General features: G+C 63.9%; 22 protein-coding genes and 1 tRNA gene. 6 read left to right on the top strand and 17 right to left on the bottom strand.

Annotation, left to right across the window (positions count from 1 at the left end; genetic code table 11):
• Nucleotides 1-33 precede the first annotated feature (33 nt).
• A complete protein-coding gene (aroQ, locus tag BAUR9175_RS03895) occupies nucleotides 34-471 on the bottom strand; it encodes a type II 3-dehydroquinate dehydratase (protein ID WP_096146300.1) in 438 nt (145 codons plus the stop codon).
• A gap of 2 nt (nucleotides 472-473) precedes the next feature.
• Nucleotides 474-1223: an IclR family transcriptional regulator gene (locus tag BAUR9175_RS03900; RefSeq protein ID WP_009882523.1), complete on the bottom strand. Its 750-nt coding sequence runs from the start codon at nucleotides 1221-1223 to the stop codon at nucleotides 474-476.
• Between the two features lie 160 nt (nucleotides 1224-1383).
• Here BAUR9175_RS03900 and BAUR9175_RS03905 point away from each other — a divergent pair, with 160 nt between their 5' ends.
• The 3 genes from BAUR9175_RS03905 (at nucleotide 1384) to BAUR9175_RS03915 (ending at nucleotide 5071) form a co-directional block, all read left to right on the top strand.
• Complete coding sequence (locus tag BAUR9175_RS03905; protein WP_096146299.1) at nucleotides 1384-2706, top strand: MFS transporter; 1323 nt, start codon at nucleotides 1384-1386, stop codon at nucleotides 2704-2706.
• A gap of 54 nt (nucleotides 2707-2760) precedes the next feature.
• On the top strand, nucleotides 2761-4665 hold the full coding sequence (locus BAUR9175_RS03910) for a bifunctional sugar phosphate isomerase/epimerase/4-hydroxyphenylpyruvate dioxygenase family protein (protein ID WP_101583020.1): 1905 nt from the start codon (nucleotides 2761-2763) through the stop codon (nucleotides 4663-4665).
• Between the two features lie 91 nt (nucleotides 4666-4756).
• The gene (locus BAUR9175_RS03915; protein ID WP_009882526.1) at nucleotides 4757-5071 is read left to right on the top strand and encodes a hypothetical protein; all 315 of its coding nucleotides are present in this window, start codon (nucleotides 4757-4759) and stop codon (nucleotides 5069-5071) included.
• A gap of 114 nt (nucleotides 5072-5185) precedes the next feature.
• Here the strand turns inward: BAUR9175_RS03915 and gap are convergent, their stop codons facing one another.
• From gap to BAUR9175_RS03975, 12 genes are all read right to left on the bottom strand, one after another.
• Entirely contained in the window at nucleotides 5186-6181 is a 996-nt protein-coding gene (gene gap / locus BAUR9175_RS03920; RefSeq protein ID WP_009882527.1) for a type I glyceraldehyde-3-phosphate dehydrogenase, read from the bottom strand.
• Nucleotides 6182-6433: 252 nt separating this feature from the next.
• Entirely contained in the window at nucleotides 6434-7471 is a 1038-nt protein-coding gene (locus BAUR9175_RS03925) for a GlxA family transcriptional regulator (RefSeq protein WP_096146297.1), read from the bottom strand.
• A gap of 36 nt (nucleotides 7472-7507) precedes the next feature.
• Entirely contained in the window at nucleotides 7508-7852 is a 345-nt protein-coding gene (locus BAUR9175_RS03930; RefSeq protein WP_009882529.1) for a carboxymuconolactone decarboxylase family protein, read from the bottom strand.
• A 112-nt stretch (nucleotides 7853-7964) separates the two neighbouring features.
• A complete protein-coding gene (locus BAUR9175_RS03935; protein WP_101583022.1) occupies nucleotides 7965-9815 on the bottom strand; it encodes a serine hydrolase domain-containing protein in 1851 nt (616 codons plus the stop codon).
• 332 nt (nucleotides 9816-10147) lie between these two features.
• The gene (gene chrA / locus BAUR9175_RS03940; RefSeq protein ID WP_096146296.1) at nucleotides 10148-11446 is read right to left on the bottom strand and encodes a chromate efflux transporter; all 1299 of its coding nucleotides are present in this window, start codon (nucleotides 11444-11446) and stop codon (nucleotides 10148-10150) included.
• 131 nt (nucleotides 11447-11577) lie between these two features.
• Nucleotides 11578-12198 carry a response regulator gene (locus tag BAUR9175_RS03945; RefSeq protein WP_009882534.1) on the bottom strand — a complete coding sequence of 207 codons (621 nt, stop codon included), beginning with the start codon at nucleotides 12196-12198 and terminating at the stop codon, nucleotides 11578-11580.
• Nucleotides 12195-13457 carry a sensor histidine kinase gene (locus BAUR9175_RS03950; RefSeq protein WP_240513693.1) on the bottom strand — a complete coding sequence of 421 codons (1263 nt, stop codon included), beginning with the start codon at nucleotides 13455-13457 and terminating at the stop codon, nucleotides 12195-12197. Before BAUR9175_RS03950 ends, BAUR9175_RS03945 begins: the two co-directional genes overlap by 4 nt.
• Nucleotides 13458-13630: 173 nt before the next feature.
• Nucleotides 13631-16045, bottom strand: a complete 2415-nt coding sequence (locus tag BAUR9175_RS03955; protein ID WP_096146294.1) for an MMPL family transporter — start codon at nucleotides 16043-16045, stop codon at nucleotides 13631-13633.
• 122 nt (nucleotides 16046-16167) lie between these two features.
• On the bottom strand, nucleotides 16168-16734 hold the full coding sequence (locus tag BAUR9175_RS03960) for an isochorismatase family protein (RefSeq protein ID WP_009882537.1): 567 nt from the start codon (nucleotides 16732-16734) through the stop codon (nucleotides 16168-16170).
• Between the two features lie 53 nt (nucleotides 16735-16787).
• A complete protein-coding gene (locus tag BAUR9175_RS03965) occupies nucleotides 16788-17465 on the bottom strand; it encodes a GrpB family protein (RefSeq protein WP_101556565.1) in 678 nt (225 codons plus the stop codon).
• An 81-nt stretch (nucleotides 17466-17546) separates the two neighbouring features.
• Nucleotides 17547-18023, bottom strand: a complete 477-nt coding sequence (locus BAUR9175_RS03970) for a DoxX family protein (protein ID WP_096146293.1) — start codon at nucleotides 18021-18023, stop codon at nucleotides 17547-17549.
• Between the two features lie 54 nt (nucleotides 18024-18077).
• A complete protein-coding gene (locus BAUR9175_RS03975) occupies nucleotides 18078-19187 on the bottom strand; it encodes a CPBP family intramembrane glutamic endopeptidase (RefSeq protein ID WP_009882540.1) in 1110 nt (369 codons plus the stop codon).
• Nucleotides 19188-19410: 223 nt separating this feature from the next.
• Between BAUR9175_RS03975 and BAUR9175_RS03980 the strand changes: the two genes are divergently transcribed.
• The 3 genes from BAUR9175_RS03980 to BAUR9175_RS03990 all read left to right on the top strand — a co-directional run bounded on the left by BAUR9175_RS03980 (nucleotide 19411) and on the right by BAUR9175_RS03990 (nucleotide 23345).
• Nucleotides 19411-20910, top strand: coding sequence for an APC family permease (locus BAUR9175_RS03980; RefSeq protein WP_101583023.1), 1500 nt, complete (start codon nucleotides 19411-19413; stop codon nucleotides 20908-20910).
• A 115-nt stretch (nucleotides 20911-21025) separates the two neighbouring features.
• The gene (gene argG, locus BAUR9175_RS03985; RefSeq protein ID WP_069600939.1) at nucleotides 21026-22447 is read left to right on the top strand and encodes an argininosuccinate synthase; all 1422 of its coding nucleotides are present in this window, start codon (nucleotides 21026-21028) and stop codon (nucleotides 22445-22447) included.
• 118 nt (nucleotides 22448-22565) lie between these two features.
• Entirely contained in the window at nucleotides 22566-23345 is a 780-nt protein-coding gene (locus tag BAUR9175_RS03990) for a DNA alkylation repair protein (RefSeq protein WP_009882543.1), read from the top strand.
• On the opposite strand, the gene BAUR9175_RS03995 is transcribed toward BAUR9175_RS03990, so the two are convergent.
• The 3 genes from BAUR9175_RS03995 to BAUR9175_RS04005 all read right to left on the bottom strand — a co-directional run bounded on the left by BAUR9175_RS03995 (nucleotide 23308) and on the right by BAUR9175_RS04005 (nucleotide 24829).
• Nucleotides 23308-24111, bottom strand: a complete 804-nt coding sequence (locus BAUR9175_RS03995) for an alpha/beta fold hydrolase (RefSeq protein ID WP_096146291.1) — start codon at nucleotides 24109-24111, stop codon at nucleotides 23308-23310. The genes BAUR9175_RS03990 and BAUR9175_RS03995 overlap by 38 nt on opposite strands.
• A 93-nt stretch (nucleotides 24112-24204) precedes the next feature.
• Nucleotides 24205-24277: transfer RNA gene (locus BAUR9175_RS04000), tRNA-Arg, on the bottom strand.
• Nucleotides 24278-24442: 165 nt separating this feature from the next.
• A complete protein-coding gene (locus tag BAUR9175_RS04005) occupies nucleotides 24443-24829 on the bottom strand; it encodes a hypothetical protein (protein ID WP_009882545.1) in 387 nt (128 codons plus the stop codon).
• Nucleotides 24830-25125 lie beyond the last annotated feature (296 nt).

Genomic DNA, 25125 nt, shown 5'->3' on the forward strand with positions numbered 1-25125 from the left:
TGTGGTGCGTGTTCACGTGGTGCGTGCGGTGTTTCAGGTGTCGAGCTTGTCGGCCAGGATCTCCATCGCGTGCACATACCCCTGGGCTCCGGCGCCGGCGATGACTGCAGCGGCTACGGGTGAGAGGTAGGAGTGGTGGCGGAACGATTCGCGGGCGTGCGGGTTGCTCAGGTGCACTTCGATGATCGGGTGATCGTAGGATTTGAGCGCATCGTGGAGAGCCAGCGACGTGTGCGTGTAGGCGCCGGCGTTGATGATGGCACCCACGGTGGTCTCTCGGGCTTCGTGCACGGCATCGATGAGGTCGCCCTCATGGTTGCTCTGGATGCAACGGACGCGCAGGCCCACCTCGGCGGCACTTGCGGTGCACATGTCCTCGATATCGGCCAGCGTGGTGTAACCGTAGATTTCGGGTTCGCGGACGCCGAGGAGGTTGAGGTTGGGTCCGTTGAGGACGATAACGGTCTGCATGGTCACCTGGGCAATCTGGCGGCGATCGCGGCCGCCGTCTCGGTCAGCTGGGGAACGAATTCGATGAGTTCGTCAAGGGTTCGGCGGAACACCGGTGCGGCCAATGCGAGGGCGGCCAGCAGCCGTCCGTCGAGGTCGAAGACGGGGACTGCCAGGGCGTTCATGCCGATGTCGTTTTCCTCGGACTGTCCCGCCCAGCCGGTGGTGCGGATCTGTTCGAGCTTGGTTCGCAGCTGTGCGGGATCGGTGATGGAGTTCGGGGTCCGCGGCTCCAATTCGAGCTTGCCGATCGTGTCATCGCTGTTCGGGTCGTGGGCGAGCAGCGCCTGCCCCAGCGCCGAGGTGTGCAGCGGAGAGTCGTCACCGGGATCCGTCGTGGTCCGAAACTGCGGACCGTCGACCGTGATCACCGTGAGCGCAGCATTGCCACGACGGACGGAAAGGATGCTTGACTCCCCCGTGGACGCCGTCAGCGCCTGGAGCAGGTCCTTGGAGGATCCGGCGAAACCACGACGATGAGCCACCTTCTGCCCGAGACGGAAGACTTCCAGTCCCAGGGTGTAGGCCTTGGTGGAGGGATCGTAGTCGGCGTATCCGGATTCGACGAGGCCGCCGAGCAGCCTATAGGCGGTGCTGAAGGGATGGCCGGTGAGCTCCGCGGCCCTGGCGGCACTGATGCCCTCCGCGTGATCGCCGAGGAGCTCGAGCATATCGAAGGCCTTGGTCACGGAGTTGGATCCCTTTGCCGGCATTCTTCGCCTCCTTGCTTCGACTGCTTGGTTCGACTGAGTGAACTGAACGTGGCTCGTTTACGTGAACTGAACGTTGACAGACTATGTCATCTCGATCGCACTGTAAACCACACTGTAACAACGACTTCCATATTATGGCAATAGAGAGATGCGAGGAAGCATGATCAACGCGACCGAAGACGCTCGTCCCGCCAAGACCCCGTTCCGGGCGGCGCTGTCGAGCTGGACGGGTTCGGCTCTCGAGTACTACGACTTCGCGGTCTACGGAACCGCCGCGGCACTGGTGCTCAATTTCCTGTTCTTCCCGGACACAACCGCTCCGGGCATGGCCATCCTTCTGGCGATGGGCACAGTCGGCGTCGCATATGTGGTTCGTCCGCTGGGCGCGCTGATCATGGGACCCCTGGGCGATCGCTACGGACGGAAGTTCGTCCTCATGCTCACCCTGTTCCTCATGGGGTTCTCGACCTTCGTCGTCGGCTGCCTGCCCACCTTCGACCAGGTCGGATACCTCGCGCCGGCACTTCTGGTGCTGTGTCGCGTGATCCAGGGACTCTCCGCTGCCGGTGAACAGGCGAGCGCGATCAGCGTCTCCCTCGAACACTCCCAGGAGACTAAGCGCGCCTGGACGACGAGCTGGACGCTGCACGGCACGCAGTTCGGCACCCTCCTGGCCACCGCGGTCTTCATCCCCTTCACTGCATTCCTCCCAGAGGAGGCGCTATTCAGCTGGGGCTGGCGCGTACCCTTCTGGCTCTCGGCACTTGTGGTGCTCACCGCTTGGCTGATTCGCCGGGGCCTCGACGAGCCACCTGCGTTCAAGGAGGCCCGCAATCAGAATCCTCCGCTGCTGGCCGTCTTCCGCTGGCACAAGGCCGCAGTCCTACGTGTTGCCTCGTGCGCCATGGTCAACACCGTGAACATGGTCTTCACCGTCTGGTCGCTGTCGTTCGCCACCTCGATCGTCGGCCTCGAACGATCGACCATGCTGCTGGTGTCGGTCATCGCCAACGGCGTGGCTCTGTTCGCCATCCCTCTGGCCGCGATCCTCTCCGACCGCATCGGCCGCAAGCCCGTCTTCATCACCGGAGCCCTGGGTGCCGGACTGATGATGTTCCCCTACCTGGCAGCGGTCTCGAGCGGAAACTGGACCCTCATCTTCATCTGCGGTGCGATCATGTCCGGTTGCGCCTATTCGATGGCCAACTCGATCTGGCCCTCGTTCTACGCGGAGATGTTCCCCACCACGGTGCGCGTCACCGGGCTGGCCCTGGGCACGCAGATCGGCTTCGCCGTCTCCGGCGGACTCGCTCCGGTGCTGGCTTCGGCCGTTGCCGGTGCCTCGGGAGAGAATTGGATCTCGGTCGCCGGGTTCACCGCCGGTGTCTGTGTCTTCACGGCGCTAGCCGCCATGACGGCGAAGGAGACCAAGGCGCTCAGCCTCGAAGAGATCGACACAGTGCACGAGGCACGCTCACGCTGAGGAGCATGCCGGTGACGAAGAATTGCCCGTGACGAGAAGTAAGGAAGGACGTCCATGCGAACGTCGATAGCAACAGTGTGCCTGTCAGGAACCCTGGAGGAGAAGCTTCGGGCCGCAGCACGGGCCGGCTTCGACGGAGTCGAGATCTTCGAACAGGACCTCGTCGTCTCCCCCGACTCCCCTGAGGCCATCGCGAAGCTGGCTGGCGAGCTGGGCATCAGCCTCGATCTGTATCAGCCCTTCCGGGATCTCGAGGGCGTCGAGGAAGCACAGTTTCAGAAGAACCTGAAGCGTGCGGAGACGAAATTCCAGCTCATGGCTCGACTCGGGATCGACACCATTCTGCTGTGTTCGAACGTCGGGACAGCCACCATCTCCGATGACGGCGTGGTCGTCGAACAGCTGCGTCGCCTCGGCGATCTTGCTGACTCCTACGGGGTCAACGTCGCCTATGAGGCCCTGGCGTGGGGTCGGTTCGTCTCCGAATACGACCATGCCTGGGATCTGGTGAAGGCCGCCGACCACCCACGGATCGGCACCTGCCTCGACAGCTTCCACATCCTCTCGCGCAACACAGATCTGAGCCGCATCGCGGAGATCCCAGGCGAGAAGATCTTCTTCCTCCAGCTCGCCGATGCACCCGCACTGACCATGGATGTCCTCAGCTGGTCCCGCCACCACCGGGTCTTCCCCGGCGAGGGCGCCTGGGATCTCAGCGACTTCCTGACCAGGATCGCGGCCACGGGCTACGCCGGACCAGTGTCGCTTGAGGTCTTCAACGACTCGTTCCGCCAGAGCGACACCAACCGCACCGCCGTCGACGGCCTGCGCTCCCTGCGCTGGCTCGAGGCCAGCATCGCCGATACACCCGGGAAGGCGGCTGAGTCTCAGCAGTCTGCTGGATCTGCCGGCCCGGGATCGGCACTGGATCTGCAGCCCCTGCCAGAGGTGGAGGAGCCGCGGGGCATCAACTATGTCGAGCTGAGCACCGACGACCTCGGCACCCTGACTCGCCAGATGCACCAGCTCGGGTTCCAGTTCATCGGCTACCACCGCAGCAAACCCCACGTGCAGCTGTGGCTGCGGGGGCAGGCCCGGATCATCGTCAGCGAGGTGACCGAGGAAGCGGGCACCACCTCGGCGCCGGTGAACGGCACGTTCCTGCGCGGAATCGGATTCGAAGTCACCGACTCTCAGTCGGCCATGGACCGCGCCGCGCTCCTGCACGCTGAGGAAGTGCCGCGCGATCAGGCGCACGACGACGAGGTGCTGCGCGGAGTCTTCGCCCCCGACGGCTCCGAGGTCTTCTTCCACCAGTTCGACGCGGCGACGCCGGCGTGGATCAAGGAGTTCGGGCACGATCACGACGAACAGGTCTCCCACATCGACCATGTGAACCTGGCCCAGCCGTCGAACCACTACGACGAGGCTGTCCTGTTCTACACCTCGCTGCTGGCGCTTCACGCCCAGTCCTCACAGGACGTGCCGAGCCCATCAGGCCTGGTCAGGTCGCAGGTCATGTCGAGCACCGACGGTTCGGTTCGGATGCCGCTCAACGTCTCACCGCAGCCGAATGCCGAAGCCGTCGCGGGTCGTGGAATCGGCTCGGTCGTCGAGGCCTACCCGGAGCACGTGGCCGTGGCCTGCGAGGACATCTTCCAGGCCGCCGCGACTGCGCTCTCCCGCGGACTCGACTTCCTCCCTGTGCCCCAGAACTACTATGAGGACCTCGACTCCCGGTTCGATCTCGACCTGGAATTCCTGCAGCGGCTGCAGGAGAACCACGTCCTCTACGATTGGGACGAACACGGTGAGTTCCTGCACTTCTACACGTCGACGATCGGTTCCGTGTTCTTCGAGATGATCGAACGCCGAGGTGACTACCTCGGATTCGGCGCTCCCGACGCTCCGGTCCGGTTGGCCGCACAGCATCGGAAGAACTCACAGCGGGGCGCATGACAGCGGTGACGATCAGCGCAGCCAACGTTGAAGTCAGTGCAGAAGAGGTGGAATCTGGCAGGTTCCGGAATCTTCTGGCAAGGTATTGCTCATGAGCAATGAACAGATCTTCGACGGGCCGTTGGCTCGTGCCGCCCGCGCCCTGGTTCGCGTGTCCGTGAAGGACGTTGCGTCCAAAGCTGATGTGAAGAAGTCCGAACTCAGAGACTTCGAAAAGGGACGCGATGACCTCACCGAACTCCAGGAGCACCGCATTCGCGAAGCCCTCGAAGAATTCGGAGCCAAGTTCGTCCACGATGAATCACAAGGCGGCTACGGCGTCCGCTTGAAGTTCAACCGCGCCAAGGTTCGCGCCATCGAACGCTGGGAAGACGAAGGCGGAACCGCCGCCGAAGACGACGTCTGAGACCACCCAAGCAGACGAGAAGCTGCCCCGACCGTGCGATGTGCGCGGTCGGGGCAGCTTCTCGTCTCACTGGACACTCAGCTGATGAGTCAGCCTGGAGAGTCGCTTGGAGGGTCAGCCTTCGGCGATGAGCTCCAGGTTGTCGACGACACGGTTGGAGAAGCCCCATTCGTTGTCGTACCAGGCGACGACCTTGACCATCTTGCCCTCGACGCGAGTCAGCGCGGAATCGAAGATCGAGGATGCGGCCTGGCCGACGATGTCGCTGGAAACAATAGGTTCGGTCTCGTACTCGAGGATGCCCTTGAGCTCTCCGTCGGCAGCCGTGCGGTAGGCCTCAAGCACCTCGTCGCGGGTGACCTCACGGGACACGATGGTGTTGATCTCGACGATGGAGCCGACCGGCACGGGCACGCGCAAGGCATCGCCGCTGAGCTTGCCGTCAAGCTGCGGAAGCACCAGGCCGATGGCCTTGGCGGCCCCTGTCGATGTCGGGATGATGTTCTCTGCTGCGGCTCGGGCACGACGGGGATCCTTGTGCGGTCCGTCCTGGACCATCTGGTCGCCGGTGTAGGCGTGGACCGTGGTCATGAAGCCCTGTTCGATGCCGGCCAGGTCGTCGAGGACCTTCGCCAGCGGAGCCAGAGCATTCGTGGTGCATGAGGCGTTGGAGATGATGGTGTGTTCGGGCTTGTAGGCCTCGGTGTTCACGCCATAGGCCAGCGTGACGTCTGCACCCTTCGAAGGGGCACTGACGAGGACCTTCTTCGCACCGGCAGTGATGTGAGCCTGTGCCTTCTCAGCCTTGGTGAAGCGGCCCGTGGATTCGAGGACCACGTCGACGTCCAATTCTTTCCAAGGGAGATTTTCCGGGTTCTTCTCGGCGAGGATTGCGATCGACTTTCCGTCGATGATGAGCTTGTCGTCGGCGACCTCGACAGGGAATCCGAAGCGACCGAGCGTAGTGTCGAACTTGAGCAGCCTCGCCAGGTCCTCGATGGGGCCGAGGTCATTGATGGCGACGACCTCCAAGTCACTGCCGCGTTCAAACAGCGCGCGCAGGGTGCTGCGTCCGATACGACCGAAACCGTTGATGGCGATGCGAGTCAATGTCACTCCTTGCGAGGGGTTCTCCTTGTGGGTACATCTCAATAGTCTCGCGTTCAGACGAACCGCAACAGTGGCCAGCGAGACATTCTACGCAAGGTTCTAGCCAGATGTATTGCCAGATGTCGCAAGTTTCTGGCCAACGGTTTCACAGTGTTTCTGCAACGCCTCCGCAAGGGTGAAAACGGGGTGAGGATTCGCGTGAAAGTGCGTGGTGAATCGCGGGTGAGAGTGCAGGTGGGAACGGGGAACTTCTCAGCCGGAGAACGTGTGCCGGTATTCGTTGGGAGACGTCGAGAGGATGCGCTGGAAGTGCATGCGCAGGTTCGCACCGGTACCGAGTCCTACCTGGTCAGCGATCTGCTCGATGCCGAGATCACTGTTCTCGAGGAGTTCCCTGGCCAGGTCGACGCGGGCCCGCAGCACCCACTGCATCGGGGTGTAGCCGGTGTCATCGACGAAGCGCCGTGAGAATGTACGCACGGAGACCCCTGCATTGGCCGCGAGATCTGTCAGCGTCAGTGATTCACCGAGGTGCTGCAGCGCCCATTCGCGGGTGTCCGCGAAGACCTCACCAAGAGGGTCCGGCACGCTGCGCGGCACATACTGGGCCTGGCCTGCACTGCGGTAGGCAGCTGCGACGAGCCTGCGTGCGACCTGGTTGGACAGGCCAACGCCATGGTCGCGGCGGATGAGGTGGAGACAGAGATCAATCGCCGAGGCTGCACCTGCCGAGGTCAGCAGCTCACCTTCATCGATGAACAGAACATTCTCGTCGACCTCGATCGAGGGATAGCGTCGGGCGAGTTCCTTCGCAGTCGACCAGTGGGTCGTGGCTCGTCTGCCGGCGAGCAGACCGGTGCGCGCGAGGACGAAGGTGCCCGTCGAGATCGCGGCGATTCGGGAGCCGCGTTCGAACGCCGATAGCAGAGCCCCGACGACGGCAGCCGATGGTTCGTCGTCGACGACCGAGGTGGCTCCGGGGATGATGATCGTCTCTGCCGACTCCAAGGCGTCCAGGCCGACATCGACGCTGTAGGAGAGTCCGTCGGCCCCGGTGATCACCCCGGCTGCGGCCCCGCAGACCTCGACCGAGTACGGCCAGGTTCCGCCCGGAAGGATGCCGCCCGGGTGGACCGAGTCGGTGGCGCTGACCGCATTGGAGCCGCGGCCGAAGACCTGGACTGGGACGCCGAGGTCGATGGCAGACACCCCGTCCAGAGCCAGCACGAGAATGCGGTGCGGCTGCGAACGGGGTGTTCTGCGCAGAGGTGTTCGGGAGTCATCAGTCATGATTGCTCTTCAGTCTAGGCAATCAGACCGCCCGGATCAGCTGTGGTCGTGGACTCCGGTGAGTTTGAAGCCGAGGCGTCCGTGGGCGAATGCTCCACCGGCCCGAATCGCCGAGGCGGTCCAGGCGGTCTCTGCCAGCTCGGTCTCCGAAGCGCCGGCTTTGACCGCGGCGTTCGAGTGCGCATCGATGCAGTAGGCGCACTGGGTCGTCAGTCCGACGGCATAGGCGATGAGTTCGCGGTACTTCAGCGGGATCTCGCGTCCGTCCTCGGCGAAGACTGCATTGTTGAAATCACCGAAGGCCTTGAGGATATCCGGAGTGGTCTCCTTGTAGGCCTTGTCGTACTTTCCGTCGCCCTCGCGATCGAAGAAATCAGTCATGGTGCGCTACCTCCTGGGATCGAAAACGTTCCAGATAGCCATGCTACCGCCGGTGGCAAGAGGGTGCGTCCGTTTCGTCACACAGCGACGGAATCCAGCACTGGAGCCTCAGTCAGATGATGCCGGGCTGAGCCACGTACGGCTGCGGAGCGATGCTGGGTGCAGCAGCGGCTGGCGCGGCAGCGCTAGGTGCGGAATCGTTCGGAGCGGCTGCGTTCGGTGCGGCGGCACCTGGTGCAGGAGTGCTCGCCGCCACTGCAGAAGTGTTCGGCACTGGTGCGGAGGGAGCGGCGGTGCCGACGTCGTTCACGGGTTCGGCAGCGGACGCCACCGGCGACGTAGCGGCGGATTCGGACTTCGGGGGAACCGCCTCGGCGATGGCCTCGAACATGGCCAGGGTCCCGTGCTGCTGGGCCAGGCTCACCGGCTGGGGGTCGCTGGAGAGCTTGACGCCCACGGTCTGGGTGGCGCGGTCGATGTAGAGCATCTGGCCGTGGATGCCGATGCCGATGACCACGTCGCGGCTGGCCGAGGGCACCCAGAACTGGCTGCGGTACATGCCACCGGGGTAGGACTGACCGGACGGGGAATCGGCGAAGACCTGGGCGGAGTCGGCCGCTCCGGTGAAGATGTCGTCGATCCACTGGCCGGAGAGGACACGCACTCCCTCGGCGGTGGTGCCGCCGCGGGCGATCATCTCACCGAACCTGGTCAGGTCGCGCAGGGTGGTGCTGATGGCGCCGTCGGCGATGGAACCGCCCCACCGGTCCTGGCAGACCTGGGCCGCGTGGGCCGCACCGATCTTCGACCATACGTATTCGCTGGCGATGACGGAGAAGGGCTGCCCGACGACGGCTTCGCAGATCCAGGCCAGGACGTCGGTCTCGCAGCTGCGGTAGACGTAGGCCCCGCCGTGCTCGCGGTCGCTGGTCAGGCCCTTGAGGAAGTCCTTGATTCCGTTCGCCGAGGTGGCTGTCCGCGGCGCGAAGTCGACCGCCTCGAACAGGGCCCGGATCTCGGAGCCTTCCTTGAGGTATTCCTCGGAGAACTTGATGCCCGATCGCATGTCGAGAAGATCGCGGATGGTCGCTCCGGCATATCCGCTCTCGGCCAGTGCCGGCACGCGGGTGGTGACCAGGTCGTCTGGTGAGAGAAGGCCCGCGTCGGTGAGTGCGCCGATGACGGCGGAGACGATGGACTTGCTGATCGAGAACAGCATGTGCTGGCGGGCCGGCTTCATCGGCCAGGCGTATTCCTCTTCCAGCGCGATGCCGTCGCGGGAGACCATCCACGCATCGGTGAATGTGTTGGCCAGAACGTCACCGACGGTCGACCATTTCTCGTCGGCACCGGACCACTTCTCGCGGTCGATGGGCAGGGGACGGAAGTCGTTCTCTTCGGTCACAAGATCGCGGACCGGGCCGATGCCACGCGGGATGCCGCCGACAGGGAAGATCTCCTCCATCCGAGTCAGTGAGAACGCGAAGTACTCCGGCCACTTCCAGGAATCGAGGTCGATGCGTTCGAGGATCGCCTCGGACGGGTCGACGATGGCGTCTTCGCTCGCCGAGGTGAGGTCGCCGGCGCGCGGCAGTGGGGGCAGTCCTGCTATGTCCTGCGGTTCAGCTGTCGGGTCGACGGCGCTTGGCGGCTCGGTTGTTCCGCGTCCATTCTCGGCACCCGCTGGGCCAGCAGGAACGTCACCGGCCTCCGGTGGGAGCTGTGCAGGGTCGGCTGGTGGTTCGGTCGGATCCGCCTGGAGCTCAACCGCGGGAACGTGGTCGGCCGATCCGGCAGGAGGTACGGGTGCGGCAGGAGGTACGGGTGAGGCGGCGTTGTCGCCGGTCTGCTCTGTCTGCGCTGCCGCTGGCTTGATGCCTTTGGTGTTTCCCGAAAGAGCACCGAAGCGACGTTTGCCTGGTTCGTCGGGGGAACCGGGCAGGGTCTTGTCCCCATCTGCCATAGTTCGCCTCCACCTGTCTCGACCGGCACGGACTGCCGATCTGCATGGATGAGCCTACCTGCAGGAGAAGAACCATCACAGTTGAGTTCGAGGTTCAGGCAACATTTCGAGCCACATCGCGTGGGACGACAGGCGTTCTACCAGGCACGTCACCCCAATCGGTTACTTATCAGTTATTCAACTTACAGTTCGGTGTTCTCGGCGCGTTCTGCGCTGATCGCACCCTAGTCGTACTCCCCACCTCGACACAACGCCGCCGTGTTGAGACTCCTGTGCACACGTAGGGGTAGCGACTCTCCACATGCGTCTCGGCACGTGGTCTCCGCGACCTGTCAGAGGAACACGAAACCGATCAGGCCAGCGGCGATGACTGCGGCCCAGGCAGGCAGCTTCCATTTCACCTGGGCGATGAAGACGCCCACGGCGAGCGCCAAAGTGGCAGGTGAGGTGATGCCCTGGGTGAATACCGGATCGTAGAGGGCTGCAGCGAGGATGCCGACCACGGCGGCGTTGACTCCCAGCAGGGCCCGGCGCACGGCCTTCGCGCTGCGAAGTCGCTCCCAGAAGGGCAAGGCCGCGATGACGAGGAGGGCTGCAGGCAGAAAGATCGCCAGCAACGCGATGGCCGCACCGATCAATCCTGTCGGCCCCGTTGTTGTGGAGGCGCCGAGGAATGCGGCGAATGTGAATAGGGGTCCTGGGACTGCCTGTGCGGCGCCGTACCCGGCGAGGAAGGAATCGTGGCCCACAAGACCGGTCGCGACGGTCTCCGCTTCAAGCAGCGGAAGCACCACATGCCCTCCGCCGAAGACGAGCGCACCGGCTCGGTAGAACACATCGACCAGGCGCAGACTCGCATCACCGGTGAATGCGGTCAGGATCGGCAGTGCCACGAGCAGCACCACGAAGGTCGTCAGCGCAATGATGCCGACCTTTCGAGAGGTGCGCACCCCGAAGTCTGGTCGCGCACTGCCTCCATCGGACTGCTCATCCGCATCCGGGCCCTTCGACGCACCGCCTTGAGCGGCTTTGTCTCGTGCCGCTTCGTCTTGAGCGGCTTCTCGGCGCAGCCAGGCAAGTCCGACGACACCGCCGAGGACGATCGCCGCCACCTGGACGAGCGGGCTCGGGATGAGCAGGATGATGATCATCGCGGCCCCGGCGATGGTGGCACGTTTGGCGTCCGGCGTCAGGCTCTTCGCCATCCCGAGCACCGCCTGCGCGACCACGGCCACGGCGGCGGCCTTCAGTCCGGCCAGCCACCCCATGCCCGTATCCCCACCGAATGCTGCGACGCCGAGGGCGAAGGCGACGAGCACGATGGCCGAGGGCATGGTGAAGGCGAACCAGGCAGCCACCAGTCCGCCGAGGCCCGCCCGCTGCAGTCCGATCGCCATGCCCACCTGGCTGGAGGCAGGTCCGGGCAGGAACTGACACAGTGCCACCAGGTCCGCGTAGGCGCCGTCGGAGAGCCACTTACGACGGGCGACGAAGGTCTCACGAAAGAACCCGAGATGGGCGACCGGTCCACCGAACGAGGTCACACCGAGACGCAGGAACGCCCAGAACACTTCACCGATCGTGCCGGGATTCCTGCGCTCATTCCCCACGTCTGCCATCGCTTCGCCCATTCTCACTATTCTGGCCGGGCCGGCTCAGGCGAACCGTCATATCGGTCGAATACGTCGATGAACTTCAGGACAACTTTTCTGCCCTGTCCGCGCGGGTACGACGCCGGGCACGACACATTGACCTTTTACCGTTACACCAGTCCCTGGTCTTCAGCCACGCGGATTGCCCGTGACCGAGATTCGACGCCGAGCTTCGTGAACACATTGACCAGATGGCTCTTCACGGTCGCCTCGGTGACGAAGAGCTCCTGCGCGATCTGCGCATTTGAGGCACCGGTGGCCAGCAGCTTCACCACGTCGCGTTCGCGGCGAGTCAGCTTCGGGCCCGGGTTGCGCATCGCAGCGACGACCTTCGATGAGATCTCGGGAGGCAGGTAGGTCTCCCCGCGCGAAGCCTTCTCGATCGCAGTCGAGATGTCTTCAGGGTTGATGTCCTTGAGCAGGTATCCGGCCGCTCCGGCATTGAGAGCGGCGACGATCTCCGAGTCGTTGTCGAAGGTCGTGAGGATGAGGACCGCGGGTTTGCTCGGCCGCGCGTTCAGCCGCTTCGTCACCTCGATGCCGTCGATGCCCTCTCCCAGACGCAGATCGCAGAGCACCACATCGGGCGCGAGCTCATCGACCAGCTCCAGCGCCTCCTCACCGGTGCTGGCCTCCCCGATGACGGCGATGTGGTCAGGTGCGTCGATGACGGACCGCAGGCCGGCCCGCACCACGGGATGGTCATCGACGAGGATCACTCGAATCGTCATGCGCTGTCTCCTTGTGTGCGTTGTCCTTCGACGTCCCCACCTTCGCCGAGGTGGTTCTGTCGGGAAGTCAGGGTCGGGTTGTTGGGCAGCGTGGCTGAGATCGCGAAGCCCGAACCGGGCGTCGTCTCGATGACGAGTTCGCCTCCCAGTTCGCGCATTCGTGACCCGATGAAGTCGAGTCCGAACCCGGAATCCGATTCGCGCTTTCGCGCCTCGGGTTCGGACATGCCGACACCGTCGTCGACGATGTCCATGCGGATCGACCCGTCGAGATCCATCAGGCTGACCATGACTCGTGAGGCGTGGGAGTGCTGTCGGACGTTGGCGAGCGCGGACTGCGCGGTCCGCAGCAGCGCCACCTCCACCTCGGCAGGCAGAGAGGGCACGGTCTCATCGACTTCGACACGACCGCGGATGGAGGTGTCGTCCTCCAAGCGGGTGAGCAGACGCCGGATGGCGGCGGTCAGGGCACCGTCCTCGAGCTCGGCCGGGGCGAGGGCGGCGATGATGCGGCGGACGTCTCGCGAACTCTGCGCGGCGAGGTCTTCGACCTGGCGCAGGACCTGGGCAGCATGGGCATCACTGGTCCTGTCCACCTCGGCGTGGGCGATGAGACGGATTGAGGAGATCTCCTGAGCGATCGTGTCGTGGATGTCGCGGGAGACCCGAGTGCGTTCCTGGATCTCGCCGGCGTGACGCTGGGTCAGGGCCAGTTCGTCCTGGAGGTCGAGCAGGTTCTGGTGGGCCAGTTCCAAGGACTGCAGCAGCTCTTCGCGCCGGCGCCCCTCGCGCAGGAGTTCGATGTAGCCGCGGGAGAGTCCGAGCGCGAAGACCGCACCGATGAGTGATCCGATGATGCTGGCGGTGCCGACCGCACCGTAGTGGGCCAGGGGCGCCACGACCGTCGCGATGTAGGTCAGCGCGGTGAAGACGACTGCGATGCGCAGGGAGAACAGGTGACCGGCGAGCAGCCACAGGACGAAGGCGATCCAGATGAACTCGGCGGACACCAGCAGGGTGCACAGCCAGGCGACGGCCAGGACCAGCAGCCACCATTTGGCCAGGACGATGGCGCCGCTGCGGGCGGCTCTCACAGCCCCGAGCGCGTACCAGCCGAGGAAGACGATGCTCACGGCGAATGCGGCCAGGGGTGCGGCTCCGGCATCGATGGCGCGGATGCACGAGATCACGGTGAGAGCCAGGGCCATTGCGTGCTGGCCGATCTCCATCGTTCGCTCTGTCCACCCGCGTAATTCCACGGTCCCACCTTCCTGCAAGTCGTTCCTCGCGTTTGTCGTCATTCCTGCCAACTCAACCACATCTGCGGCACCCGCGTGCGCTTTTCGACGGAGCCGGGGCCTGGTCATCGAGATGTCTCGATGACCAGGCCCCGCTTGTGCCAACTGACTGCGTCAGCTTTCAGCAGCTCTGATCAGTGCCTACCGTGGCCCGCCGAGGTTGTGGCCTCGTCCCGGTCGGACTCGACCAGGAGGCGGGTTCCCTCTGTCGAAGCGCCGTCAGCCTGTGCCTCGTCGGTCTGCATGCTGCTGGCCTGCGAGGAGTGGGCGGAGTTTGCTGGCTGATCGTCCCGAATATCGGCGTCACCGGCCGCCGCGGCATCCGCGCCGGAGTACTTGTACTTCGAGTGCGTGATCGCCTTGTTGGGCCACCACATCTTGTTGCCGACCAGGCTGATGATGGCCGGGACGATGACCGTGCGCACGAGGATGGTGTCGACGAGGACGCCGACGCCGACGATGAGTCCCAGCTGCCCCAGGACCATCAGCGGCAGCATGCCCAGCGCCGCGAACACTCCGGCCAGAACGATGCCGGCACTGGTGATCACGCCGCCGGTGTGGCTGATGGCTTCGATCATTCCCTGGCGAGCACCGTGGACGACCGATTCCTTCTTCGCCCGGTGGGAGAGGAAGATCGAGTAGTCGATGCCCAGTGCCACGAGGAACAGGAACGCGAGGATCGGAACCTGAGCATCGAGGACTGCCTGGCCGAACATCGCTCGGCTGAGGAAAGCGCCGAGGCCGATCGCCGCGGCCGAGGATGCCACGTTGACCACGAGCAGCGTTCCGGCCACAAGCGGTGCACGGAGGATGCCGAGCAGGATGATGAAGCTGATGGCCAGGATCATCGGCGCGATCGTCAGGAAGTCCTGAGCGTTGCCGTCACGGACATCGAGTTCGGTGGCCGCCGCGCCGCCGACCTGTGCGTTCGCACCGTCGATCGCGTGGACGTCGGAGCGGATGTCCGTGATCAGGTCGAGGCCTGCGGGGCTGTCCGGTTCGTATTCGCCGGTGACCATGACCTTCGAGATCGAGGACCCCTCGGTCGTCGTCTCATCGATGACGTTGGCGCGCACGACCCCATCGATGTCGGCCACGGAGTCTGCAACCTGATCGGCATGGGATGAGTCGGCCACGATCCAGATCGGCTGCGATTCGCCGGGTGGGAAGTGCTCGGACAGGACGTCGAGACCCTGCGCCGATTCGGACTGCACGCGGAACTTCTCGGACTGGTCCAGTCCCACCGAGGTGCCGATGAGTCCCGTGGCCATGACACCGAGGATGACGATTCCGGCGTCGAGGTGGATGCCCGGCTTCTTGACCACGCGAGTCGCGATGGTCCTCCAGATTGAGGGCTTGGCCGCTGGCGTGGCTGCGGACGCTTCATCAGCAGCCGTCTCATCGGTGGCAGCCGTTTCATCGGTGGCGTCTTGGACCTTGGGGACGAAGGGCCAGAACACGCCCTTGCCGCAGATCGCGAGAACCGGTGGCAGTGCGAAGAGCACGGCGGCTGCGGCGATGAGGAGTCCGACCGCTGCGGCGATGCCCAGTCCGCGGGTTCCCGGGATGACGGCGAAGACGAGGCTGAGCAGGGACAGGACGACCGTCAGGTTCGAGGCGAGGATCGTCGAGGCGGTGTGGGTCCAGGCCGATCCCAGTGCCAGACGGTGGTCGGATTCGCGGCCCAGCTCCTCGCGGTAGCGGGAGATGAACAGGAGCGCGTAGTTGGCTCCGGCGCCGAAGACGAGGACGCTGATGATGCCCGTGTCGAACTGCAGGTCAAGTGCGTCACCGATGGCCCCGGTCACCGTGGAGGCGAGCCCGTCGGCGGTGCCGATGACGATCAGGGGCAGCAGCCACAGGATCGGCGAGCGGTAGGTGATGATGAGCAGCAGGGCGACGATGACGATGGTCACGATGAGGAGCGTGAAGTCCGCGCCGCCGAAGGCAGAGGCGATGTCGGCGCCGATCGCGGGTCCACCGGTGACCAGAAGGGACATTCCGGAATCCTCGAGCGCACCGGCCTGCGAGTCATCGGCGATGAAGTCGCGGAGCCCGTCGACGGTCTCAGCGGTGTCGGAGTTGGTCAGTCCGACCTCGATGGGGACCATGAGCAGCGCGGCCTTGCCGTCCTCGCTCATGATCGGTCGGCTGGCCTGGGACGCATCGTCACCGGCCGCGGAGTCCGCTGCATCGGATGACTCGCCGTTCTGGCTCGAATCTCCGTTCTGGGTCGAGTCGATGTAGTCCCCGAGCGTGCCGCCGAGCTTGCCCAGTTCGGCCTGTTCGTCCGAGCTCAGTGTCGAACCGTCTTCGTGAGAGGCGACGACCATGACCGACTGCTTGTCGGCGTCCGGGAACTTCTGCAGGAGCTGGGCGGCCTGGGTGGATTCGGAGTCGGCCGGAGCTGATTCGTTGGCCCGGTCCTCGCCTGGTCCGGACAGGAGCCCGAAGAGGAGGGTGACAAGGATGACGATCCCGCCGAGGACGAACCACGAACCGCGCTTCGACACGAGTGTGTGCGCGCTTTTCGTCAGTGTTGTGTTCATGTCTCAAGCTCATCAATTTTCTGAGCTGGAAACATCGCCTAGGAGTTCAGACTAAATCTGCAACTTTCGATGGAGTAAACGCAGCAGACGCGGTTTCGTGCCGTGTGACCTGCACAGTTACGTCAGGCGATCGTGGCGCCCGCCGCATCCATCTCGGACAGGGCCACAGTGGATGAGTCCGGGCCGACGCCCGCGATGAGGTCCTGCAGAACGTGCACGGACCAACCGCCTTTGAGCGCGTCGAGGACCGTGGCGCGTACGCAATGATCGGTCGCGATTCCGACGACGTCCACCTCGGCGATGGTGAGCCTCGTCAGCAGATCGCCGAGGTGCTCCCCCGCTTCCGTCGTCCCCTGGAAGGCGGAGTAGTCAGGGGTGCCCTGGCCCTTGCGCACGTGGTCGGTGATGGCATCGACGGAGAGCAGCGGGTCATACGCTGCGCCCTCTGTGTCCGCGACGCAGTGGACTGGCCAGGTGTCGACGAAGTCGGGATCCTGGCTGAAGTGGCCGCCGTTGTCGCTGTCGGCATCGTGCCAGTCGCGAGAGGCGATGATCGCGTCGTATTCGTCAGCGTGGGTGTCGACGTAGCGCGTCACCTCTTCGGCAACACGGTCACCGCCGTTGACGCCGAGCGCCCCGCCCTCGGTGAAGTCGTTCTGGATGTCCACGATGAGAAGTGCCTTGCCCATACCTCGAGCATAGGCGCTTGCTTGGAGTTTTCCAGGGACCGCGGCGAAGCCGCTCAATTCCATCCTGCGGAGCGGAAGATGCTGCGGTAGATGTCCCTGATCACGTCATGTTTGCGGGCGTTGTACTCCATGACCGTCTCACCGGCGGCGTTGGCCTTGGCAACGGAGCGCAGCTTCGCCTCTTGATAGCGGTCCCGATCATCGGGATGGCTGCGCAGTCGGTCCCGAAACATTCGCATGCGGGCGACTTCCGGGCACCGCGGGCCGAAGACGTGGAGATTGCACAGTGGGGTGAGCAAAGTTCCGGTTCCAGCGTCGATGTGCTTGAACATTCGGTGCTGATACCAGGCAGGTTCGCGGATCACGAGTTCGAAGTCGATCGAGTGCAGATGAGGTCGGTATGCAATCTCTTCACCTGGGCTGGGGACGACGAGCGCGATGTCGATGATGGGCTTCGCCGCCAGTCCCGGCACCGAGGTGGAGCCCACGTGTTCGATGCCCAATGCCAGAGGCCCGAGCGCGGACAGGATCAGCTCCGACAGATGTGAATACTGCTCGTTCCAGGAAGAATCATGGTCGACGAGTGCGATCGGTGCGCGCGGCAGACCGGACCGAACCCACATGTCGGAGTCATCGACATCGTGAAAGGTGATGATCTCGTCCAACTCGGAACTAAGAGACTCCGTCTCAGCACCCTGAGACTCAGCGGTGCCGTCATTCTTTTCGGGCATGTTCGTCACACTACCCATAACATTGGTTGGAACCGAGCCCCCTTGGACCCGGCTCTGCCGCTGATCAGCTGCCAGAGTTGCTCAGCCCTGCTTCAGTGCCTTCTTCTGAGCCTTCTTCGCGGCTTTCTGTGCCGCCTTCTTAGCTGCCTGCTTGGTCGTTTGAGCGCCTGCAACCAGGAGGAGCCCGCCCAATGCCGCGACGTTCTTTGAAAAGTGGGTCTTGTGTGCGGCAGCGTCGGCGCCGTCCATGTCCCAGAAGGCGTGACCGGCCAGCGTGGTCGGCACCAGAGATCCGGCCAGGGCGAGCGCGGAGAGGCGCGGCTTGAAGCCCAACGCCATGGTGGTCCCGGCGAGGAGCTGAAGTCCGCCGTTGGCACGGACCAGGAGTTCATCGTCTTCGGGCAGGACCGGCACGTATTCGCGGATCGCATCGAGCGTCGGAGCGGCAGCAGCAACTCGCCCGCCGGGACTCGTCAGTGCCGAGTAGCCGCCGGTGATGAAGATCGGTGCGGTGAGTACGCGTCCTGCCGTCTGCAGCAACGATGATCCGAATGCCATGGAATTCTCCTTGAGGTTGGGGGTTTTGAGCCTAACGGATGCCCGACCTCAGCCTCAAAGCACTTCGCCATCAGGCGTCACTGTCGGACTCGCTGTAGGCGCCTCTGTCGGACTCACTGCAGGCACGGGCGCTTTCGGCGCCTTGATACCCAGTTCGGGCTGTTTGCGGAACTGGCCGGTGACGACGAGAACGGCGATGACGATCGCCGAGACGATCCAACCGGATACTCCCAAGAACGAGACCAAAGCCATGTCCGGCGCCTCGGCGGATCCATCGATGAAGAGTCCGAGAAGCATCCCCGCCGAACCGTTGAGGGCGGCATGCGCGGCGACGGCCGGCCAGACCGAACCGGTGCGCAGCCGCAGCCAGCCGAACAGGATGCCAAGCATGATGCACCCGCCGACCATGAACGCCAGGCCGGTGATGTCGGGGCGAGCGAAGTTGTATCCGAGCAGGATCAGCGGTGCGTGCCACAGACCCCAGATGACTCCGACGATGATGAGTGCGGGCCAGGTGCCGAGGGGACGCAGGCTCGTCAGCAGCCAGCCTCTCCAGCCGACTTCCTCACCGAAGGCGACGAGCACGTTGAGCACCGACCCCAGAACCATGAGCCCCAGATAGCCGATCACAGCCACGACCACCGGGATGTCTTCCAACCCGGGCAGCTGCGCCAACTGCGCCTTGAAGCCAGAGAGACCGAGCAGATCAACCTGCATCCATCCGAAGGCCGCACCCAACAGGTAGGCCACAGCAACCAGCACGAAGACACCGAAGAAGGCGAGCGCGGTCATCCCGAGAACCCGGCCGAAGGGACGCAGCGGCCAGATGCCGAGGTACCTGACAATGCTGGCCCGGGGTTCGCCGGTGCGTCGGCGCTGGATGAGCATCGCCACAACCACAGCGATCAGCGGGGTGAACATCATGGCCATCCCCGTGACCTGTACGAGCATCACGTTTCCGATGCCCTCGCCGCTCAGCCACAGCGGCAGGCACACGACCCAGGCGAGGATCACCGCGACAGCGACGAAGACTGCGAACTCGAGCCACGGCACCTTGGCAGGCGCAATCGCCAACGGTCGCCCCTTGGCGTCGACTTCTTCCCCCGCCGAGGCAGCTGTCGGCTCTGCGTCCACGATGACCTTATCGTTGCGATCCGTTCCCATGCTCACGGCTCCTCCTCATATCCTGCACAGTCTCTACGATCCAACCTACGTTGTCGCAGAACCGGGCACCTCCGCCTCGTGGGTGAAATCGCTCTCGTCCGCATGGGCGAGCGGCCCTGACCTTCCACCCGGCCCGTTGCATCCAGACGCTCCACCCCATCCACATTCTGAGATACGATGAGCACCGTTGTATCACCGTCGATTCGTGCAAAGGCGCAATCCCATGACTGAACCAACCCCGAAACCCCATCTCTCGGACGCAGATCATCTCTCCGTCCTCGGCTACAACGACTCTTTCGAGCGGTCGATGAGCCCGTGGGCGAACTTCGCCCTCGGTTTCACCTACCTCTCGCCGCTCGTCGGCGTCTACTCGCTCATGGCCGTCGCGCTCTCCACCGGCGGACCGCCGTCGATCTGGTGGATCGTCATCGTCGCCTGCGGTCAGATGCTCGTGGCCCTGGTCTTCGGCGAGGTCGTCTCCCAGTTCCCCATCGCCGGCGGAATCTACCCGTGGGCTCGCAGACTCTGGGGCAAGCGCTACGCCTGGATGGCAGCCTGGGTCTACATCTGCGCGCTCATCGTCACCATCACCTCGGTGTCGGAGTTCGGCTCCGGATTCGCCGCCAGCCTGCTCGGCTTCGAACTCAACCGCAACACCACGCTCGCCGTGAGCCTGGCGCTTCTGGTCCTGGCTCTGGCCATCAACTTCAGCGGCACCAAATGGCTGGCGCGCATCGCCCGGATCGGACTCTTCGCCGAGCTCATCGGCGTCATCGGCCTCGGACTCTTCCTCCTCATCTTTGAGCGCAAACACAGCTTCTCCGTCTTCTTCGACACCATGGGCACCGCCGGTGACGGCAGCTACGTCGGGACGTTCCTGGGCGCCGCGGTCGCCGGCCTATTCCTCTTCTACGGCTTCGAGGCCTGCGGCGACGTCGCCGAGGAAGTCTCCAATCCCGCTCGCGGCATCCCCAAGGCCATGCTCATGACGATCGTCGGCGGCGCGGTCTCGGCACTGTTCTCCTTCGGCGGATACGTCCTCGCGGCCCCGAACCTCGAGGAGATCGTCGCCGGCGAGGTTGCGGATCCGATTCCCTCGATCCTCGAGGGCAGCCTCGGCGCAGTCGGTGCGAAGATCTTCCTCCTCGTCGCGATCCTCGCGTTCATCTCCTGTGTCCTCAGCCTCCAGGCCGCAGCGTCGAGGCTGATCTTCAGCTTCGCCCGTGACGGCATGATGCCCGGCCACCGTTGGCTGTCCAAGGTCACCGAGGGCACAAAGGTTCCGCGCAACGCACTCATCGTCGCCTGCATCGCCCCGGCCCTCATCTGCGTGCTCATCTGGTTCAACGACGGGATCCTCGTCGCGGTCACCTCATTCGCGATCCTCGGCATCTATCTGGCCTTCCAGATGGTCGTTCTCGGCGCACTGCGCCAGCGAGTCAAGGGATGGAAGCCGGCTGGTCCATGGTCGCTGCGCGGGTGGGGCTTCCTCGTCAACGTCGCGGCGTTGGCCTACGGTCTCTTCGCCATGGTCCTGCTCTCACTGCCCGGCGACTCGGGTTCGTTCTTCACCGACTGGATCGTTCTCATCGGTCTGGTCGTGGTGTTGGCTGCTGGCTTCGCCTACCTCGTCATCGCTCGCCCCGATCGTCAGTCCAACGCGCCAGAAGGCGATGCGATCGCCGTCGCCGAGGCGATCCGTTCCCACCGCTCGAATCGCTGAGATCCAGCACGCCACCACCTCGGCGAGGGTCCAACCGTTCCGCTCATTCACATAAAAATACAGATCTATGCATAACAATTCGACATGGGTTGTTCTGGCCGCTAAGCTGGACGGCATGTCGAAAGTATTGTCTTCGCTCCCTGTCGGTGAGCACGTTGGAATCGCCTTCTCCGGCGGACTGGATACGTCCTGCGCGGTCGCATGGATGCGCCACAAGGGCGCCATCCCCTGCACCTACACGGCCGATATCGGTCAGTATGACGAGCCCGACCTTGAATCGGTGACCGAACGTGCCAAGGAGTACGGCGCGGAGATCGCCCGCTTCGTCGATGCCAAGCGTCTCCTCGTCGAGGAGGGCTTCGTCGCTCTGCAGTGCGGTGCCTTCAACGTCCGCTCCGGCGGTAAGACCTACTTCAACACGACTCCCCTGGGCCGTGCGGTCACCGGCACGATGCTCGTGCGCGCCATGAAGGAAGACGGCGTCGACATCTGGGGCGACGGCTCGACCTACAAGGGCAACGACATCGAGCGCTTCTACCGCTACGGCCTCATGGCCAACCCGAAGCTGCGCATCTACAAGCCCTGGCTCGACGCGGACTTCGTCGAGGAACTCGGCGGGCGCCAGGAGATGAGCGAATGGCTCGTCGAGCACGGCTACCCCTACCGCGACTCCGCCGATAAGGCGTACTCCACCGATGCCAACATCTGGGGTGCGACCCACGAGGCGAAGAGCCTTGAGTTCCTCGATAACGGACTCGACATCGTCAATCCGATCATGGGTGTCGCCGCCTGGCGCGATGACGTCGAGGTCGCCACCGAAGAGGTCACCGTCGGCTTCGAGGCCGGCCGTCCCGTGTCGATCAATGGTGAGAAGTTCGACGATCCCGTGGCCCTGGTCTTCAAGGCCAACGAGGTCGGTGGCCGGCACGGACTCGGCGTCTCCGACCAGATCGAGAACCGCATCATCGAGGCCAAGTCGCGCGGCATCTACGAGGCTCCCGGCATGGCGCTGTTCCACATCACCTACGAGCGCCTGCTCAATGCCATCCACAACGAAGACACCATCGCCCTCTACCACGAAGAGGGTCGCCGTCTGGGTCGCCGCATGTACGAGGGACGCTGGTTGGACCCGCAGTCACTCATGCTGCGCGAATCGATGCAGCGCTGGGTCGCCTCGGCGATCACCGGTGAGGTCACCCTGCGCCTGCGCCGCGGTGACGACTACACGATCGTCAACACCCAGGGCCCCAACCTGTCCTACCACCCGGAGAAGCTGTCGATGGAGCGCGTGGGCGATGCCGCCTTCGGCCCCGAGGACCGGATCGGTCAGATGACCATGCGCAACCTCGACATCGCCGATTCGCGCGCCCGCCTCGAGCAGTACGCGGCCATGGGCATCGTCTCGGGCCCGACCTCGGAGCTCGTCGGCTCACTCGAAGCCGGTGGCGCCGAGGAGATCGCAAACTCGGGTGCCGATGTCGATGCAGCCAGTGACCTCGCAGGTCTCTCCGCAGCCTTCGACGCCGGCACGGACTGAGCAGGACCCACCTGACTGACTGAGCCATTCCAGGAGCCCACGCACACAGTGACATCGCTGTGTGCGTGGGTTTTTCTATGTGCTGCCCTTCTTCGTCGTGCGGTGAGATGATCGTGCCATGTCATCAGCTGCATCCACTGCGCATTCCCTCGCCGAGGTGATCGAGCGCGAACTGCGTGCTCGTGGCTCTTCCGTACGCGCCGCCAAAGACCAGGCCTACCTCAAGAGCGAGCTCGTCCACTACGGCGTCGGCGTGCCCGATACTCGGGCTGTGGTGCGCTCGGCTCTGCACACTGCGGAACTGGATCACGAAGTGCTCGTCGAACTTGCCGAGGCGCTGTGGAACCCGGCGCCCATCGGAATCGACGCTCCTGTCTTTGATCTCCGCAGCGCGGCCACGATGGTGATCACCCAAGCGCAGGACCACCTCGGCGCCGGTGACAGTGACTTCCTGGAACGACTGCTGCGACAGGCCCGTACCTGGGCCCTTGTCGATCCCCTCGCTGGGGATGTTGTCGGTCCTCTGGCCGAATACGATCTGGAATTCGATCCGGTGCTGGAACGCTGGTCTGGGGACGAAGATTTCTGGATCCGACGGTCTGCACTGCTGGCCCACCTCAAACCGCTGCAGGAGGGACGCGGAGACTTTGAGCGATTCACGCGATTTGCCGACGCCATGCTCGAGGAGAAGGAGTTCTTCATCCGCAAGGCCATCGGGTGGGTGCTGCGCGAAACGGCCCGCACACGTCCGGACATGGTCTTCGAGTGGATGTTGCCCCGCGCCCATCGCGCCTCGGGTGTGACGATGCGCGAAGTGGTCAAGCATCTGTCCCCTGAACAGCGAGATGCACTGCTTGCCGCTAAAGGGACTTCGCGAAGTCGAGCAGGATCTCGTTGAACGCTTCGGGCTGTTCGATGTTGGCCGCATGCCCGTCGTCAGGGATGATCACCGACGTACCGATCGGAGCAAGTCCTGCCGATGCGGCCGCGTGCGATGCTGGCCAGTGCTCGCTCTCGGCTCCGGCGACGAAGAGCACGGGTACATCCGTCCCTTCGATCACGGGGCGCCAATCGGCCTTGGCATGGTCATTCAGCAATGCGAGCTCTCCGCGGGTGAGTGTCCTGTCCACATCCTTCATCGCCTTGAGCAGACGCAGCAGGCGCCTGCCCCTCTTCCAGATGGGTGTGCCGTGTCCGGTGGGAGGGATCTCCTCGGCGAAGTAGGTATCGGCGTTGGATTCGTCGAAGCCGTAGTAGCCGTGAGGCCAGTCTGCAGTATTGAGCATCTTCGGAGTCTGGTCGACGATGGCGATTCCGGCAATGCGGTCGGCGCTGAATTGGGACAGGTAGGACCAGATGGTGTTGCCGCCCATGGACCCGCCCACGAGGAGAACATCGGTGAGGTCCAAGGCTTCCAGGACCTGTGCCATGTCTTGGCCGCGGCGTTCCATGGTCACTCCGGCATTGGGATGCTCGGCGCTTCCGTGGCCGCGCAGATCGACGCTGAACACCTGAAAGCCTGCCTGCGTCAGCGCTCCGACCTGGTAGCGCCAGCTGGTCGCCGGCGCCTTGAACCCGGCCAGCAGCACTACCGGGCGGCCGGAGGGGTCTCCGGCTTGGGTGTACTCGAGACGGACACCGTCATCGGCAGTGATTGCGGCCATGGGTCAATCCTAGCGCCGAGCTGGCTTCTCTGTGGGCAGGGATCGAAAAAGCCCCTCACCTTGCGTTTCCGCTGGTGAGGGGCTTTCTAACTGTGCGCCACGAGGGATTCGAACCCCCAACCTTCTGATCCGTAGTCAGATGCTCTATCCGTTGAGCTAGTGGCGCATGTCGCTCGGACTCACGCCCTGCAACTCGAACAACTATACACACCGAATTCACTCAAGCTCAAATTCGGGCCGAGTGCGCTTCGCCACATTTGCGACTTCGGTTGAGTGGAGCCGCGCCCGCCTCGATGGCAGTCGGCGGCCCCACTCGACAACAGCGCGCAGACTATCGTTGCGCGGACTCCGTCTGTGCCGAATTCTTCCACCGACGGGCGGCGATGAAGGACCGCACGCCCATGACGACGTAGATGATGAGCAGCACGAAGGTGATGATGCTGGTGATCACTGCGGCGGGCCGTTCAGCCTCACCGGCGATGAGTGCGCCGATCTGCATGACGTTCATCGCGGTGCCGAAGATACCCAAGATCGCAACGACAAGGGCGATATGGATTCCGAGCTTCTGCTTCTTCAGAGCAATGAGGCCGCAGATCAGAAGGACTGCACCCAGAATGGCTGGGATCAGCGCGGTCCAGCTGGCAAAGGCGGTGGCGACATAGGCAATAACACCGACGGCGATGAGGACGACGCCGAGTCCGATGGTGGTGCGGGGCATGATGCTCCTTAGGGGTTTCAAATGAAGTCGAAGGCGCCAATACTGCCGACGACTGCCCCTAATTCTACAAGAGGTAGAAGTTAGGTCCACCTCTCACGGGAGCCGAGAACCACCTCGGCGAGGGAGCGAGGACTGCGATTTTCACGCTGGAACAACTTCTGCAAGAAACGATCATCACTATGCAAATACACGTCACCTAAATGACTCATTTGCGTCTTTCGTGATGCCGTTGTGATCGAATGCACATCTTCGCGTGACTCAAAACCAGGATTTTCCGGGTCACCCGCGTCCTACGG

The sequence above is a fragment of the Brevibacterium aurantiacum genome, from assembly GCF_900169065.1.
Classification (GTDB): domain Bacteria; phylum Actinomycetota; class Actinomycetes; order Actinomycetales; family Brevibacteriaceae; genus Brevibacterium; species Brevibacterium aurantiacum.

Excerpts from the sequence above, each read along its gene's own strand:
- aroQ (WP_096146300.1), bottom strand. The coding sequence starts at position 471 with ATGCAGACCGTTATCGTCCTCAACGGACCCAACCTCAACCTCCTCGGC.
- BAUR9175_RS03900 (WP_009882523.1), bottom strand. The coding sequence starts at position 1,223 with ATGCCGGCAAAGGGATCCAACTCCGTGACCAAGGCCTTCGATATGCTC.
- BAUR9175_RS03905 (WP_096146299.1), top strand. The coding sequence starts at position 1,384 with ATGATCAACGCGACCGAAGACGCTCGTCCCGCCAAGACCCCGTTCCGG.
- BAUR9175_RS03910 (WP_101583020.1), top strand. The coding sequence starts at position 2,761 with ATGCGAACGTCGATAGCAACAGTGTGCCTGTCAGGAACCCTGGAGGAG.
- BAUR9175_RS03915 (WP_009882526.1), top strand. The coding sequence starts at position 4,757 with ATGAGCAATGAACAGATCTTCGACGGGCCGTTGGCTCGTGCCGCCCGC.
- BAUR9175_RS03925 (WP_096146297.1), bottom strand. The coding sequence starts at position 7,471 with ATGACTGATGACTCCCGAACACCTCTGCGCAGAACACCCCGTTCGCAG.
- BAUR9175_RS03930 (WP_009882529.1), bottom strand. The coding sequence starts at position 7,852 with ATGACTGATTTCTTCGATCGCGAGGGCGACGGAAAGTACGACAAGGCC.
- BAUR9175_RS03935 (WP_101583022.1), bottom strand. The coding sequence starts at position 9,815 with ATGGCAGATGGGGACAAGACCCTGCCCGGTTCCCCCGACGAACCAGGC.
- chrA (WP_096146296.1), bottom strand. The coding sequence starts at position 11,446 with ATGGGCGAAGCGATGGCAGACGTGGGGAATGAGCGCAGGAATCCCGGC.
- BAUR9175_RS03945 (WP_009882534.1), bottom strand. The coding sequence starts at position 12,198 with ATGACGATTCGAGTGATCCTCGTCGATGACCATCCCGTGGTGCGGGCC.
- BAUR9175_RS03955 (WP_096146294.1), bottom strand. The coding sequence starts at position 16,045 with ATGAACACAACACTGACGAAAAGCGCGCACACACTCGTGTCGAAGCGC.
- BAUR9175_RS03960 (WP_009882537.1), bottom strand. The coding sequence starts at position 16,734 with ATGGGCAAGGCACTTCTCATCGTGGACATCCAGAACGACTTCACCGAG.
- BAUR9175_RS03965 (WP_101556565.1), bottom strand. The coding sequence starts at position 17,465 with ATGCCCGAAAAGAATGACGGCACCGCTGAGTCTCAGGGTGCTGAGACG.
- BAUR9175_RS03970 (WP_096146293.1), bottom strand. The coding sequence starts at position 18,023 with ATGGCATTCGGATCATCGTTGCTGCAGACGGCAGGACGCGTACTCACC.
- BAUR9175_RS03975 (WP_009882540.1), bottom strand. The coding sequence starts at position 19,187 with ATGGGAACGGATCGCAACGATAAGGTCATCGTGGACGCAGAGCCGACA.
- BAUR9175_RS03980 (WP_101583023.1), top strand. The coding sequence starts at position 19,411 with ATGACTGAACCAACCCCGAAACCCCATCTCTCGGACGCAGATCATCTC.
- argG (WP_069600939.1), top strand. The coding sequence starts at position 21,026 with ATGTCGAAAGTATTGTCTTCGCTCCCTGTCGGTGAGCACGTTGGAATC.
- BAUR9175_RS03990 (WP_009882543.1), top strand. The coding sequence starts at position 22,566 with ATGTCATCAGCTGCATCCACTGCGCATTCCCTCGCCGAGGTGATCGAG.
- BAUR9175_RS03995 (WP_096146291.1), bottom strand. The coding sequence starts at position 24,111 with ATGGCCGCAATCACTGCCGATGACGGTGTCCGTCTCGAGTACACCCAA.
- BAUR9175_RS04005 (WP_009882545.1), bottom strand. The coding sequence starts at position 24,829 with ATGCCCCGCACCACCATCGGACTCGGCGTCGTCCTCATCGCCGTCGGT.